Raw genomic sequence first — 14936 nt, 5'->3', positions numbered from 1 at the left:
GTCCTTTCAGTGCCTAGCGCCCGTCCCGCTTGAATGGGCCTGAATCCATTCCGCCGGCGCCGATGGAACCCGCAGAGGCGGCCGGGCCGCTTGAGGGAAGCGTTCCGCCCGGCTGCAAGGGTGTCGAGAGGCCCGAGGGCGCATGGGGCGGATGGGCCGAAGAGAACGAGCTATCGTCCGAGGGGCTTCCGCCCGCCGCAGGAGCTGCACCGCCCCCTGCTCCGTGAAGCAGCGCGTCGTCTGCTGTGGCAGGTCTTGCTGGGCCGCTCGAAGCGGCACCCGCATTGGTGCCGGCACTGGGGGCCGACGACGAACCTGCCGCCCGGTAGGTTCGGGCTCCGGAGGATTGCTGTCCCATTCCACCGTGCCGAGACCCTTCCAGGCTGCGATCGATGACCCCACGATCAAGCGGGAATGGAGGCTGGGGGCGCCGGGGGGCCGCATGCAGCGGCCTATTCTGTCGCGAGCCGGCGCGGCTGGACCGGGTCATGTTCCACAGGAGCGCGCCGGCTCCGACGGCAGCAAGTCCCGCGAGTACGCCGAACACTGTTCCGGTCGGGAGCCCGTATCGGCTCGGCATCATCGATTGCGGCATGTGCCAGCGCTCCGCCTCATAGGACGCGATACGCTCACGCTCGTACCGCCGCCACAGATGCTTAAGCTCGTCCGGCGAGAAGGCCCCGCGGGCGACGATCATCACGCCGTTTTCCTCAAGCGTGAAAGCATGCCGGGTCGATGCGGTCAGTTCCTTGAAGTCCGATGCCCAATCAGAGCTGTTCTTGTCGGGGCGTGCGGCAAGCCGGTCGAGCTCGCGCAGGATCTCCTCCTGCTTGCTCTCGAGATCGGCCAGATAGCTGGCCGTGCGATCATGGGTGGACAGGGCCGGATAAAGCACGTTCTGCTGCGCTGCGAAGTGCCGCTCCAACTCGTCCCGCAGGTCGGCGAAGAGTTCGGCGCGGCTGTTCGGACCGCTGCCCGTGGCGCGCAGCACCTCGCGGCAGAGCTCCTCGATATTGGCGTGATCCGCCACCACCATCTGCCACAGTTCCATGGAAGGCCTCCTATCATGCCGTGATAAGCATGAACGGCCGGAATGGACGGGCTGTTCCGCAGGTGAGGAACATTGGCCGGACCTTAGCCCCAAAGACCTCTTTCTGCCGAGGAAACCTCAATGGTGACAAGGATTGCCCAAAGTTGATATGAGGAGCAGTGAAGCTCTGCCTTCGGAAGCTTCGCCTGAAATGTGAGAGATCGATGAGCGTGCAGACCCCGCAGAATTCCGAGCCCGCATCCCCCGCCACGGTGAGCCTGCCGACGTATGAGGACGTTGTCGCAGCCGCGCAGCGCATCGACGGGGCGGCCCACCGGACACCGGTCCTCACGTCCCGCACGGCTGACGAGCGCACGGGCGGCAGGCTGTTCTTCAAGGCGGAAAATTTCCAGCGTGGCGGCGCCTTCAAGTTTCGCGGCGCGTACAATGCCATCGCGCGCCTGTCCCCCGATGCGCGGAAGCGCGGCGTCGTGGCGTTCTCCTCCGGCAACCATGCCCAGGCCATTGCCTATGCCGGGCAGCTGCAGGGGGTGCCGACCGTCATCATCATGCCGCAGGATGCACCGGCCATGAAGGTTGCCGCCACCAAGGGCTACGGCGGCGAGGTCGTGCTCTACGACCGTTACAAGGAAGATCGCGAGGCCATCGGGCGCAAGCTGTCGCAGGAGCGCGGCCTGACCCTCATCCCGCCTTACGACCATGAGGACGTGATCGCCGGCCAGGGCACCGCGACCAAGGAACTGATCGAGGAGGTCGGCCCCCTGGACATGCTCCTCGTCTGCGTCGGCGGTGGCGGATTGCTCGCGGGCTCGGCGCTCGCCTCCAAGGCGCTCTCGCCCGATTGCCGAATCTACGGTGTTGAGCCGGAGGCCGGCAACGATGCGCAGCAATCCTTCCGCACAGGCTCCATCGTCCGGATCCCGGTGCCCGCCACCATCGCCGACGGCGCACAGACGACCTATGTGGGCAACAAGACGTTCCCCATCATGCGCGCCCTCGCCGAGGACATCCTCACCGTGTCGGACGCGCAGCTCGTGGACACCATGCGCTTCTTCGTCGAGCGCATGAAGATCGTGGTCGAGCCCACCGGCTGTCTAGCGGCCGCGGCCGCCCTTCACGGCATGGTGCCCTGCAAGGACAAGCGCGTCGGCATCATCATCAGCGGCGGCAACGTGGACCCGCGAGCGCTGGCGGGCTTCCTGGCGGGATAGCGTTCACGTCGTGAATGCCCCAACACGTCATGGCCGGCCTTGTGCCGGCCATCCCGATAAGTGAGGCTCGCGCTTCAGACGATCGGGATCACCGGGACAAGCCCGGTGACGACATGAGAGCGCGGACAGGCCTCCCCACTTTCACATCTCACGGCCCCACGCGCACCACGACCGCAATCCCATCGTGATCCCCGGTCGTGAGCTTCGGGTCGCCGATCAGCGCGTTGCCGAGATCGACGAACCGGCTCACCCGGAAATCGGTGCTGCGGTCGAGGCGCTGCGTGAAGTCGTCCCGCGCCCTGTTGAACGAGCCATAGCGATGTCCGGGATCCCGGAACGGATCGACCTCCTCGCGGCTGAAGGCTGCGATGAAAAGGTAACCCTGCTCGAATTCATGCGGGCCGAAGACGCGACCATGATTGTTGTTGACCTCGAAGACATCGTTGGAGAACGCATCGTCCCGGCCCTGCGGGAGCTGCGCGTAAAGCCGCCCGGCGATGGACCCCTGGTAGCCTGTCGAATGGCCGAAGCGGATCGGATAGCCGGCGCGGGCGGCAGCGGCCAGCAGCCTTTCCTTCGCATCGCCGGCCGATGAGGCACCCTGATCCACGATGATGACGTTGATCGGCTCGCGCAGGTTCTTGCCCTCGTAGATCTCACCGAGCCAATCGGACGGCACTCCTTGCGCGGTCAGCATCCATTTGCCGATGGCAAGCAGGCCTTCCGGCGTCGCGACCTCTACATCGGGACGCTGCTGCGACCGCACCTCGAACGGGATCGATCCCGTCAGGGCGAGGCATACAACAAGAAGCTTGATCGACCTTCGTCTCATGAGCCTTCTCCCGCTGCACGGATTGCATCAGGAGAGCATGATCCGGCGCATCCGGCCATGACTTTTCAGGTGGAGGCCTTCACGGCGAGTACAGCATAGCGATGCTGCGTCGCGCGCTCGAGCCCTTTCAGAAACGGCAGGTTCTTCGCCTGCTGGCGATGGATCTGCTTGAGATCCCGGTCGATGATCGTTTGCGCGAAGCCCGCTTCCTGCAGCAGCGTGGCAACCTCCTGAGCGCGCGCGCCCTGGGAGAAGTAGACCCGGCTCAGGATGTGCTCATGGGTCTCGCGCAGGGCATTGGGCGCATGGGCGCGGCCTGTGAGGCGCGGCACGTGCTTCTCGACGAACCGGATCATCCGCTTGACGAGCGTGTCGGAGACGAAATCGCCATCCACGATGAGAAGACGCCCGCCCGGTTTGAGAAGCGAATGCCATTCCCGGAAGGCCGCTCTCGGGTCGATGAGCGTCCAGACGAGGTGGCGGGTGACAAGCACGTCGTAGCTCTCCGGCTTTTCCAAGGTTCGTTCGGCATCGCCTATGATGAAGCGAATGTCGGCCCCGTTCCGGGCGGCCTTGGCCCGCGCCTGGTTCAGCATCGGCTCGGACCAGTCGAGGCCCGTAACGTCGAAATCTAAGCCGTGCAGCAGATGGGAGATCACGCCCGTGCCGCTGGCGAGATCGAGCGCCTTGCGGCCCGCACCGGGGCCGAGATGACGCAGGAACAGATCGCGCCATGCCTGCCGTTCCGCCTCCGTGAAGATCTCGTGCCCAACTTGCTGGTCGAAGGTCGGAGCGCGCAGGGACCAGTAGTCACGGATCTCGTCGCGGAGGGTGTAGTTCGCGTTCATCGAAGGCTCACGGATATAGCTAATTTCGACGCCCTTTATGGCTAAAATACAAATACGTCAATTTATAATGACTTTAAACTGTAGAATAGAATTGTTTTAAACTGACAGGATTACATTTTAATTGAAGTAATTCTAAAAGATATTTCTTGCCCGTTGGATAGCATCGCCATAGAAACCGCTTGTTTTTCCCTTGAACCGAGGCGCGTCATGCAATTCTCCCAACTGGCTCTCGGTGCCGTCCTGGCACTCGTCGGGTTCCTGCCCGTTCCATCCCATGCCGCCGACAAGATCACGGTAACAGACATCGCGGGCCGTCAGGTTCAGGTCAACGCGCCGGTGGAAAAGGTCATCCTCGGCGAGGGGCGCCAGATGTACTTCGTCGCGACCCTCGACACCGACCATCCCTTCAAGCGCGTGGTCGGCTGGCGCGACGACCTGCAGAAGGCGGATCTCGACGGCTACAAGGACTACCTCGCCAAATATCCGCAGATCGATAAAATCCCGACCTTCGGCGGCTTCAAGGAAGGCACTTTCGACGTGGAGCAGGCCGTCTCACTCAAGCCCGACGTGATCCTCCTCAACATCGAGGCGAAGACCGCGACCGACGACGCCAAGCTCATCGAGAAGCTCGCCCGGATCGACATACCGGTGGTCTTTGTCGATTTCCGCGAGAAGCCGTTCGAGAATACCGATGCGAGCATGCGGATCATCGGCAAGCTGTTCGGCAAGGAAACGCGGGCGGAAGAGTTCATCGCGTTCCGAAAGGCCCAGATCGATCTCGTGACCGAGCGCCTCGCGAAGGCCAATCCGCCGAGGCCGGTGGTGATGGTCGAGCGTGCGGCCGGCTATTCCGACGATTGCTGCATGTCCTTCGGCAACGAGAACTTCGGCAAGTTCGTGGAAGTCGCAGGCGGCCAGAACCTCGCGGCCAAGATCATCCCCGGCACCTTCGGCGTGGTCAATCCGGAACAGATCATCGCGGCCAACCCGGATCAGGTGATCGTCACCGGTTCGAATTGGGAACTCTATGTCCCGGGCGGCGCCTGGGTCGGCGTGGGCTCCGGCGCCGACAAGGCTAAGGCGCGCGACAAGCTCGCCGCCCTGATGAAGCGTCCCGCCTATACGGGGGTGAAGGCCGTGCGCGACCATCAGGTTCATGCCATCTGGCACCAGTTCTACAACAGCCCTTATCAGTTCATCGCCATCCAGGCGATGGCCAAGTGGCTGCATCCGGACCTGTTCAGGGATGTCGATCCCGAAGCGACCATGAAGACGCTCTACGAGCGCTTCCTGCCCGTTCCGTACAAGACCGGCTACTGGGTCTCGCTCGCGGACAAGGAGTAAGCTCTTGGCTCACTCGCCCGCCATCGCCATGCCGAAAGGACGCGGAGCCTACCGCGTCCTCGTGCAGCGCAAGAAGCTCGTGCTTCTTGCTCTCGGCCTCGTTCTGGTTCTCTCCGTCATCGCGGACCTTGGTCTAGGACCTGCCCGTTACACCATGCGCGAGGTCGTGCTGGCGCTCACGGGCTCGCCCGAGGTTTCGCTGCAGATCAGCGTGGTGATCTGGGACATCCGCATGCCGGTGGCGCTCATGGCCGTCGTTGTCGGCGCGGCGCTGTCGGCCGCTGGCGCGCAGATGCAGACGATCCTCAACAACCCGCTCGCGAGCCCCTTCACGCTCGGTATCTCGGCAGCCGCGAGCTTCGGCGCCTCGATCGCGCTCGTCTTCGGTGTCGGCATCCTGCCCTGGGCCATCGATTACGTGGTGTCGATCAACGCCCTGCTCATGGCCATGGCAGCGGCGCTCTTCATCCATTTCATGAGCCAGAAGCGCGGCGTCACCGTCGAGACCATCGTGCTTCTCGGCATAACCCTCGTATTCACCTTCAATGCGCTTCTCGCGCTGGTGCAATATCTCGCGTCCGAGCAGGCGCTCGCCGCCGTAGTGTTCTGGACGATGGGCAGCCTGACCCGCGCCACATGGCCGAAGCTTGCGATCGCCACGGCCGTGCTCGCCGTTTCCCTGCCCCTGTTCATCCGCCGCGCCTGGGCACTCACCGCGCTTCGGCTCGGCGACGACAAGGCCGCGAGCTTCGGCGTCAACGTGCGACGTCTGCGTCTCGAGACGATGATGATCATCAGCCTACTCGCCGCCGTGCCCGTCGCCTTCGTGGGCACCATCGGCTTCATCGGATTGGTGGGACCGCACATCGCCCGCATGCTCGTGGGCGAGGACCAGCGCTACTTTCTGCCGGCGTCGGTTCTCTCCGGCGCGGCGATCCTCTCGCTGACATCCGTCATCAGCAAATCCATCGTGCCGGGAACGATTTTTCCCATCGGCATCATTACGGCCCTCGTGGGCGTGCCGTTCCTCTTCAGCCTGATCATGTCCAGCCGGAGGCGCTCATGGTAGCGAGTCTGCAACTCACCGATGTCGGCGTCCGCTACGGCAAACAGGAGGTGCTCGCCGGCGTCACCACACCGGCGCTGAAGGGCGGCGAGGTCACCGCCGTGATCGGACCGAATGCCGCCGGCAAGTCGAGCCTCTTCCGGCGCATCGCGGGTCTGCTCGACGGCCCCGGAAGCATCCGGATCGACGGCGCGGGCTCCCTGCCCGGGCCGGGCCAAGTCTGTTACATGCCGCAGGACACGTCGGTGAATACGGTGCTGACCGTCTATGAATCCGTGCTCCTCGCCCGCAAGCAGGGCGCGGGCCGAAAGGTGACCGATTCAGATCTCGAAGAGGTCGACCGCGTTCTCCACGGCCTGCAGATCGAGCCCATTGCCTTCAAGGGCCTGCACGAACTCAGCGGCGGGCAACGGCAATTGGTCTCGCTCGCCCAGGTGCTTGTCCGCGATCCGAGGGTCCTCCTTCTCGACGAGCCGACGAGTGCGCTCGATCTGCATCGGCAGGTGGAAGTGCTGGCTCTGATCCGCTCCCTCGCCAGGGATCGCGGCATCTGCGTGATCCTTGCCATCCATGACCTTAACCAGGTTCTGCGCGTGGCGGATCGGGTGATGGTGATCGATGCCGGCACCATGGTGAGCTGCGGACCGGTGGACAGGGTAATCACTCCAACCCTGCTTCAAAATATCTATAAGGTGGAAGGGCGCATCGAACAATGCTCGCGCCTGTGTCCCCACGTCATCATCGATGGGCCGCTCGCGCGACTGTGAATAGGGAACCAAGATCCTGCTATGACTTCGAGCGCCATTCGATCTTCATCGATGCCGTCACGGTACAGATATTCCGGCTGCGGGCCTTGCGCACCTCGATGACGACCTCCCTGAAGTCGCCCTTGGCCACACGGCCCTGGCCGATCTCTGTCGCCGACCGCGCCGCCGCCTGCACGGCCGCATCGTCGTTCTCGAACTCGGAGCCGTCCTCGTCACGGACAAGCTGCGCTCCATCGTGGACGTCGAAATAGTATCGGGCCACGTCAATCTCCTTCCGGCAGACATGACGCCTCATCCGCAGGGCGGTTTCAGGGCAGAAAAAGGAATTTCCACCTGAATTCTCTACGACGATTGGGCCGGAGGATAGGAACGTGGCAGCAGGCGCCGGTAAACCCGTCTTGTCCTGTCATAGCATTCGCAAGAAATGCCTTCGAGACCTGATCGATCAGCAATGACGATGCCGCCGCGCTGCTGCGCGATGAGGCCCTGCCTCTGGAACGCGCGCAGGACCGTACTGATGGTGGAGCGCTGGACACCCAGCAACTCCGCCAGATCGGCATGGGTCAGGGGGAGGACATCCTCATCGATCCGGTCGCGTGCGTTCAGGATCCAGTTGCAGCAGCGCTCTTCAACCGTATGAACGGCATTGCAGGAGACCGCCTGGAACGTCTGCGCCAGCAGAACCTCGGTGTAACTCAGAAGCAGCCGGCGCAACTTCGGCCGGACCCGGATGGCCTCCTGCATCCACTCGATGGTGATCCGGGAAGCGGACCCGGGAACCTGCACCTTGTAGCGCCCGAAGGACTCGCGGGAGACAAGAGCGCTGATCAGGCCGAACATTCCTTCCCGCCCGATGGACGCCACCTCGACGTATTGCCCCTCTTCCATGACATTGATCAGCCCCACGATGGCGTCATGCGGAAAATAGGTGTAGCTGATGAGATCCCCGGCTTTGTAGAGAACGGTGTCTTTTGGCAGGATCACGATTTCAAGATGAGGCTCGAGGTACGCCAGATCTTCAGGCTCCAGCGCTCCCAGAAGCCAGTTGCTATGATGAAACGCGGTTGGAGTCCTGGCTCGGATGATGCTATCTCCCCACTGTCGATTGACAGGTCAGGCTAGGCCGCCGGCCTCGGAAATGCGGTGCGTCCGAGCACATCCTGAAGAGGATGTGACAGGCGAAGCCTTGTTGACGAGACCACGCCCCGATGCTCCGCGACTTATGCGCAACCGATGCCCGAGCGCATCCCATGAGGCGATACCCCCACGCCTGCCCGGGCGTATGAAGTGTCGCCCGACAGTTTCATGTCAGCCCTGGAAGGCCACCCTCTTGCAGCCACTACGTCGTGCGCGCCGTGCGGTCATCCTCATGGCATCCACCTTCTGTGCTCTGTCCCCCGCTCTCGCGGCAGGGCCCTTCCAGAATGCGCAGGTCCGGCAGATCATCGATGAAGCGGTGAAGCCGATCATCGCGCAATTCGGCCTACCAGGAATGGCTGTCGCCGTGACCGTCGACGGACAGCGCCATTTCATCGCGTATGGCTTGGCATCGAAGGATCCTCAGCTACCCGTCACCCGCGACACGCTCTTCGAACTAGGTTCGATCAGCAAGACATTCACGGCCACACTGGCGACCTTTGCCGAAGTGCAAGGCAGGCTGAAGTTGACCGATAGCGTCAGCCGGCACATGCCGGAGCTGAAGGGCAGCGCCTTCGACAAGGTGCGGCTCCTGGATCTCGCGACGCACACGGCCGGCGGCTTCCCGCTCCAGCTGCCTGGCAACGTGAAGGATCGCGGGCAGCTCATCGCCTATTACCGCGCGTGGAAACCCGCATCCGCTCCCGGCACCCGGCGCAGCTATGCCAATCCGAGCATTGGCCTGCTCGGCATCGTCACCGCCCGGGCCATGGATGCGAGCTTCACGTCCCTGGCCGAAGGCCTGTTCGACGATCTCGGGATGCGACGGACCTATATCGACGTCCCTGCGGCGGAAATGAAATCCTACGCCTGGGGCTACAGCCGCGACGGCAAGCCCGTGCGTGTCTCCGGGGCACTGCTCGCGGACGAAGCTTATGGCGTGAAGTCGAACGCCGTCGACATGATCCGCTTCCTCGAGGTGAATATGGGGATCGGCACGGTCCCTGAACGGATCGCAAAATCCCTCCACGCGACAAGGATCGGCTACTTCCGCTCTGGCGAACTGACTCAGGATCTCATCTGGGAGCAATATCCCTATCCGGTTGCGCTCGACACCTTCATTGCCGGCAACACAATGAACCAAAAGGCTCATCCGGCTACCCTGATCGACCCGCCCCTGGCGCCGCGCGACGATGTGATCGTCAACAAGACCGGATCAACCCTCGGATTTGGCGCTTATGTTGCATTCGTGCCGGGCAGGAAGATCGGCATCGTCATGCTCGCCAATAAAGCCTATCCCAACGAGGCTCGGGTGCAGGCGGCCCATCAGGTTCTATCCCGCCTGGCGGAGTGAGCCTGCCGCGGCACCGAAAGCCTTTGTTCATGGCTGCATGCCATAACGGCCGCCATGACCTATTCCCGCGATACCGAAGTCACCTCCGAACTCACCGGCCAAACCGTCAGCACGTGGTCTGAGGAATGGCGGATCGAAACGGAGGCTCGCACCGTCCTGAAGATGTCCAAGCAGGAGCGGGATGTGTTCTTCAACGGACGGAAGGACGAGAACGGGCGGACCGTCGACCGTGGCGTGATCGGCATCCGGGGCTCGAAGGCCGTCGAGGACATCAAGGCCATGGTCGAAAGGCTGCAGGAAGTTCGCAGCAGGTCCAAGTGACGGACCACATTCCCAAAAGCGGCGGCCTTTAGCAAAAAAAGCAAAGTAAGATACAAATAAAAAGGGCCGCATCCGGCCTTACCGACCGTGTTCGCGACCCTTTGAACCGTATTTGCCCCTACGGTGGATACCGCATAGAACATATACAGCAACCGATCAAGCCAAATCGTTTGGGAATGAATTATCCAGCCGCCTGCGCATAGCATAAACTCTATTGACATGCCCCATTTGGGTCACCGGGCGTCACAATTTAGACAAAATACTCTTTAAATAGATAGGACTACCGGCCTCTTATTTGCCCCTACGGGTCGGACCTTAGAGCGCCCCCTGCAAAGCGGGCGCTTTCTTTTTGAAGAATGCCCTCGTGTCGTATTTGCGCCGATCAGCAACCATTCAGCTTTCGTGTGAAATACTCGCGTCGAGTTGAGGCGATTCTCCGTGCCCGTTCACCGCATCCTATTGGCGCTCGTTCAGCCCCTGCTGGCGCTCCTGCTGATCGCAGGAACGGCTCAGGCTGAGCCGTGCTTCTTCGAGGACAGGGATCGGAACGGTGCCGTCGAACGCATATTGAACCTGACCGGCGACGTCATCGCTCCGCTCGACGATGTCGCGGCGAGCCTCCATGCGCCGGTCAGCGGCGGCGACAGCGACCACGATACGGGTTACATCCTGCCCACCGCTGCGCCGGTGATCATTCTCGATCAGGCCCGGCTGATCAGGATGGGGCGCGTCGCCTATCCCAACGCACCGCCGTCTCATCGGCCCTGCGCCGCCCCGCCCACCGGCCCACCTCTCGTCTGAGCCATCGCCGCGCCGCATCCTCGCGTGCGCCAGCGTCGCCATGTGCCGCCACCGCACATTCCCTGTCCATGCCTCGCCGAGGCATCCGGGCGCCGGAATGACAGGCGCCCTCAGACCATCAGACGAGATCTTCCATGCCCACCAACGCTCTTCGGGCCGACCATGCGAGCCCTGCCGCCGAAGCTCAGCAGGCGCCTATTTCCCCCAGCCTTGTTGCGGTTCCTTCTTCGCCCCGCCGACACGCGCTTCTGCGATGGGGCACACCCGTCGCCGCTCTCGCGGGATGCGCCGGCTTATCCGCCCTTCTCTTCAAGCTCCTGTCCGGCCTCGATGTCTCGGCTGTCGCCGCAAGCGCCCTCGGCACGCCCTCGCCTCTCATCGGTCTGTCGCTCCTTTGCGCGGCCATCAGCTATATCGCCCTGGTGGGCTACGACCTCTTCGGCGTTCGCGCGGCAACGGCCAAGCCGGTGCCGTTGAAGACCATCGCGCTCGGGTCCTTCACCAGCTACGCCATCGGCCATACTCTCGGCTTCCCCCTGGTGACGGCGGGAGCCGTGCGCTGGCGGATCTATGGCGGCGCCGGCCTGACCTTGGCCGAGGTCGCGAAGCTCACCGCCGTAGCCGCCATGACTCTCTGGGTCGGCATGGCGGGCGTCATCGGCCTTAGCGCCGCCTCCGAGCCGCAGGCTCTGGCCGCGTTGGATTATCTGCCCGCCGGACTCAACCAGGGCCTCGGCGCAGCCCTGCTGGCGGTCCTTGCCGCCTACTGGGCATGGAGCCGCAAGGGCGGCCGCGAGATCGGTCGGGGCGATATCCGGATCCGCCTTCCGGGCGGATCGTCGGCTCTCGTTCAGATCGCTCTCGGCCTTACCGACATCTGCGCGGCCGCTGCGGCCCTGTGGGTGCTCCTTCCCGGCGACGTCGGGATCGGCTTCCCGATCTTCGCCGCTGTCTTCGCCGGCGCGATCCTGCTCGCCGTCGTCAGTCACGTCCCGGCCGGGCTCGGTGCGTTCGAGGCGGCGATCCTGCTCGCCTTCCCGCAGGCGCCGACGGCCGGGCTGGTGTCCGCCATCCTCGTCTGGCGCCTGACCTACACGCTGATCCCGTTCCTGCTCGCCATCGCGCTGTTCGCCGTGCACGAGATCAGGCGCTCGGACGCGCCTTTCTCGCAGGCCGCGCGGCGCGTGAGGCGGTTCGTCCTGCCCTTCGTGCCCGCGGCGCTCGCCACCCTCACGTTCATCGGCGGTCTCGTGCTGCTCACCTCCGGGGCGCTCCCCAACGATTACTCACGCGTGCGTGCCCTACGGCTTCTCGTGCCCCTCCCCTTCGCGGAAGTCTCGCATCTCGTCGGCAGCGTGGTGGGCGTCATGCTCCTCATCCTGTCGCGCGGCCTGATGCGCCGTCTGTCGAGCGCCTGGACCCTGTCCGTCGTCCTGATCGGCGCCGGAATCGTGGTGTCGCTGGCCAAGGGCTTCGACTGGGAGGAGGCGCTTGTCCTCTGCGCCGTTCTCGCCCTCCTCTTGACGCACCGCTCCGCCTTCTACCGCAAGGCCGGCATCTTCGCGGAACCGCTGGAACCGCGCTGGCTGGTGGCGATCGCCCTCATCGTCGGCTGCAGTCTCTGGCTCGGCTTCACGGCGTTTCACGACGTGGATTACAGCCATGATCTGTGGTGGCAGTTCAACTGGCACGACGATGCGTCCCGTTTCCTGCGCAGCAGCCTCGGCGCCATCATCATCGGAGCAGCCCTGTCGCTCTATGCCATGATCCACCGGCAGCCCGGCATATGCCGGGTCGATCCGGTCACGGCAAATGTCATCACGCCCGCTCTGGCCCATGCGGAGCGGGCCGATGCGCATCTCGCCCTCCTGGAGGACAAGCGATTCCTCTTCCATGAATCCGGCGAGGCCTTCCTGATGTATGCTGTGCGCGGCAAGAGCTGGATCGCCATGGGCGATCCGATCGGAAAGCCCGAGCATGCCGCCGACCTCATGTGGCAGTTCCTGGAGGAGGTCGACCGGCATGCGGGATGGCCCGTGTTCTATCAGGTCAGCCCCACCCATCTGCCTCTCTACCTTGATGGCGGCCTGTCGCTCGTGAAGCTCGGCGAGGAGGCGCATGTGGACCTCGAGGCCTTCACGACCGAAGGCAAGGCCGGAAAGGACTGGCGCGCTGCGCTCAACCGCGCCAAGCGCGAGAGCCTGGAATTCGCGATCCTTCCCGCCGCCGAGGTGCCTTCCCATCTCACCGAGCTTAAAGGTGTCTCAGATGCCTGGCTGGCGGAGCGCGGCGCGGGCGAAAAAGGGTTCTCCATCGGCTTCTGGTCGGAGCGGTACCTGTCGCATTTCGATGTCGCGGTCATCCGCCGCGAGGGCCGCATCGTCGCCTTCGCCAATATCTGGTACGGCCAGCCGGGTGGCGAGATCACCGTCGATCTCATGCGCTACCTGCCGGATGTTTCCGGCATCATGGACCTGCTTTTCGTCAGCCTCATGCAGGAGGGCAAGGCGCGGGGCTACCGCTGGTTCAACCTGGGCATGGCGCCGCTCTCGGGCCTGTCCGACCATCGTCTCGCCCCGAATTGGCACAAGATTGCAGCCTTCGTCGCCCGTAACGGCGAGCGCTTCTACGGCTTCAAGGGCTTAAGGGCCTACAAGGAAAAGTTCGGCCCTGTCTGGGAGCCGCGCTATCTCGCCAGCCCTGGCGGATGGGCGCTGCCCCAGATCCTGCTCGACGTGACGAACCTGATTTCTGGCACCCAGGCCAGGACCTTCAGCAAGGGAGCCAGATCATGAAGCCCCTCAAGATCCTCACGATCGTGGCCGCGCTCGCGGCCTTCACGGTCGGCAGCGTCCTCCTCGGCCGTTCGGCATGGTCGGCGCTGACGCCACCGACCATCGAAACGACGAAGATCGACGTCGATGAATTCGGTTCCGTCGAAATCGTCCGGTCCGGAAATCGCAATCCCCGCGGGTTGGTGATCCTGGTAGCGCATGAGGCCGATGCAGAGATGCGACGGCAGGACGCGCTGGCGCTGGCGAAGGCCGATATGATCACGGTGTCCTTCGACTTCGACGCGTTGCGGGCGGAGCTGGCCAAGTCGCCTCCGACCGATGAATGCCACTACGTCTCGGACGATATGAAGGACCTGGCTCAGGCGGTTCAGCGCAAGCTCGGGCTCGAGCGCTATTTCTTCCCCGTGGTCGCAGGACGCGGGGACGGCGCGGCCTTCGCCTATGCGGCCCTGGCGCAGGCGCCGGCCAACACCCTGGGCGGTGCCATCGGCATCGGCTTCAAGCTCCTGCTGGAAACCGACAGGACCTATTGCTTCGACCCACAGCTCGAACGGGCGAGCGACGGATACTTCGCCCTGCGCCGCATACCCGACATGCCTGCGCCCTGGCGTGCGATTGCGCCCGAACGCGACCGCCAAGGCATCGAGACCTTCCAGGGAAGCGACGGCGATGTGGCGTTCGTGCCGGCCGAGGACGATGCCGCCACCCGTCAGGCCCTGGTCGATAATGCCGTCGCGCTGGGCAAGACCGGTGAGCGCGGGCACTCGCAATTGCCCGTTTCCATCATCAGGCCCGAGGGCCTGGTAAAGGGACTGGCCGTGATCATCTCCGGGGACGGCGGCTGGAGGGATATCGACAAGTCCATCGGCGAGTGGCTGTCGCAGAAGGGCGTTGCCGTCGTGGGACTGGATTCGCTGCGCTACTTCTGGTCCAAGAAGAGCCCGAAGGACGTGGCGTCCGATCTCGCCCTGCTCTTCGATCATTACGGGGCCGAATTCGGCACCAACCGCTACGCGATCGTCGGTTTCTCGTTCGGATCGGACATCATGCCCGACGTATGGCCCGAACTGCCGAAAGCCGTCAGGGATCACGTCAGGCTCGTGTCGCTCCTGGCCCTCGGGACCAATGCCGATTTCGAGGTGACTGTCGAAGGCTTCATCGGCGCGGCTTCGGCCGAGAGCCGCCCATTGGCTCCTCTCCTGCATCAATTGCCGCTGGACAGGACCCTGTGCATTTACGGCCGCGAGGAGGCCGAGGACAACGAGACGTCCTGCACGGCCCCCGAACTCGGCGACGCGCAGCGTCTCGCGCTGGAAGGCGGGCATCACTTCGATGGGGATTACGGCAAAGCCGCGGAGGCGATCTGGACTCGAATGAACCCTACGCCTTGAGACACGTCGATGGGCAAG

General features: G+C 63.7%; 14 protein-coding genes. 9 read left to right on the top strand and 5 right to left on the bottom strand.

Annotation, left to right across the window (positions count from 1 at the left end; translation table 11 throughout):
• Positions 1–13: 13 nt before the first annotated feature.
• Entirely contained in the window at positions 14–1051 is a 1038-nt protein-coding gene (locus H0S73_RS08870; protein WP_181051812.1) for a hemerythrin domain-containing protein, read from the bottom strand.
• Positions 1052–1254: 203 nt separating this feature from the next.
• On the opposite strand from H0S73_RS08870, the gene H0S73_RS08865 reads away from it, so the two are divergent.
• Positions 1255–2262, top strand: coding sequence for a threo-3-hydroxy-L-aspartate ammonia-lyase (locus tag H0S73_RS08865; RefSeq protein ID WP_181051811.1), 1008 nt, complete (start codon positions 1255–1257; stop codon positions 2260–2262).
• Between the two features lie 148 nt (positions 2263–2410).
• On the opposite strand, the gene H0S73_RS08860 is transcribed toward H0S73_RS08865, so the two are convergent.
• Both H0S73_RS08860 and H0S73_RS08855 read right to left on the bottom strand, forming a co-directional pair.
• Positions 2411–3094 (bottom strand): hypothetical protein, encoded by a 684-nt coding sequence (locus H0S73_RS08860; RefSeq protein ID WP_181051810.1) that lies wholly within the window; start codon positions 3092–3094, stop codon positions 2411–2413.
• 65 nt (positions 3095–3159) lie between these two features.
• On the bottom strand, positions 3160–3942 hold the full coding sequence (locus tag H0S73_RS08855; RefSeq protein ID WP_181051809.1) for a class I SAM-dependent methyltransferase: 783 nt from the start codon (positions 3940–3942) through the stop codon (positions 3160–3162).
• Positions 3943–4149: 207 nt separating this feature from the next.
• Here H0S73_RS08855 and H0S73_RS08850 point away from each other — a divergent pair, with 207 nt between their 5' ends.
• From H0S73_RS08850 to H0S73_RS08840, 3 genes are read left to right on the top strand one after another with little or no spacing between them, the layout of a single operon-like run.
• Positions 4150–5286 carry an ABC transporter substrate-binding protein gene (locus H0S73_RS08850; protein WP_181051808.1) on the top strand — a complete coding sequence of 379 codons (1137 nt, stop codon included), beginning with the start codon at positions 4150–4152 and terminating at the stop codon, positions 5284–5286.
• Positions 5287–5314: 28 nt separating this feature from the next.
• Positions 5315–6355 carry a FecCD family ABC transporter permease gene (locus tag H0S73_RS08845; RefSeq protein ID WP_425488216.1) on the top strand — a complete coding sequence of 347 codons (1041 nt, stop codon included), beginning with the start codon at positions 5315–5317 and terminating at the stop codon, positions 6353–6355.
• Positions 6349–7119 carry an ABC transporter ATP-binding protein gene (locus H0S73_RS08840; protein WP_181051806.1) on the top strand — a complete coding sequence of 257 codons (771 nt, stop codon included), beginning with the start codon at positions 6349–6351 and terminating at the stop codon, positions 7117–7119. Before H0S73_RS08845 ends, H0S73_RS08840 begins: the two co-directional genes overlap by 7 nt.
• Positions 7120–7138: 19 nt before the next feature.
• Here H0S73_RS08840 and H0S73_RS08835 read toward each other — a convergent pair whose 3' ends face one another.
• Positions 7139–7381: a DUF6894 family protein gene (locus H0S73_RS08835; protein WP_181051805.1), complete on the bottom strand. Its 243-nt coding sequence runs from the start codon at positions 7379–7381 to the stop codon at positions 7139–7141.
• 80 nt (positions 7382–7461) lie between these two features.
• Positions 7462–8103, bottom strand: coding sequence for a Crp/Fnr family transcriptional regulator (locus H0S73_RS08830; protein WP_343058286.1), 642 nt, complete (start codon positions 8101–8103; stop codon positions 7462–7464).
• A 385-nt stretch (positions 8104–8488) separates the two neighbouring features.
• On the opposite strand from H0S73_RS08830, the gene ampC reads away from it, so the two are divergent.
• The 5 genes from ampC (at position 8489) to H0S73_RS08805 (ending at position 14918) form a co-directional block, all read left to right on the top strand.
• Complete coding sequence (gene ampC, locus H0S73_RS08825) at positions 8489–9610, top strand: class C beta-lactamase (protein ID WP_181051804.1); 1122 nt, start codon at positions 8489–8491, stop codon at positions 9608–9610.
• Between the two features lie 54 nt (positions 9611–9664).
• A complete protein-coding gene (locus H0S73_RS08820) occupies positions 9665–9931 on the top strand; it encodes a DUF7696 family protein (RefSeq protein ID WP_181051803.1) in 267 nt (88 codons plus the stop codon).
• A 438-nt stretch (positions 9932–10369) separates the two neighbouring features.
• The gene (locus H0S73_RS08815) at positions 10370–10732 is read left to right on the top strand and encodes a hypothetical protein (protein ID WP_181051802.1); all 363 of its coding nucleotides are present in this window, start codon (positions 10370–10372) and stop codon (positions 10730–10732) included.
• A gap of 134 nt (positions 10733–10866) precedes the next feature.
• Positions 10867–13527 (top strand): bifunctional lysylphosphatidylglycerol flippase/synthetase MprF, encoded by a 2661-nt coding sequence (gene mprF / locus H0S73_RS08810; protein ID WP_181051801.1) that lies wholly within the window; start codon positions 10867–10869, stop codon positions 13525–13527.
• Positions 13524–14918 carry a virulence factor family protein gene (locus H0S73_RS08805; protein WP_181051800.1) on the top strand — a complete coding sequence of 465 codons (1395 nt, stop codon included), beginning with the start codon at positions 13524–13526 and terminating at the stop codon, positions 14916–14918. The genes mprF and H0S73_RS08805 overlap by 4 nt, the downstream gene beginning before the upstream one ends.
• Positions 14919–14936 lie beyond the last annotated feature (18 nt).

It is taken from the genome of Microvirga mediterraneensis (assembly GCF_013520865.1).
In the GTDB taxonomy this organism is placed as follows: Bacteria; Pseudomonadota; Alphaproteobacteria; order Rhizobiales; family Beijerinckiaceae; genus Microvirga; species Microvirga mediterraneensis.
Note: the sequence above shows the minus strand (reverse complement) of the source record. Positions and strands in the feature narration are given on the sequence as shown.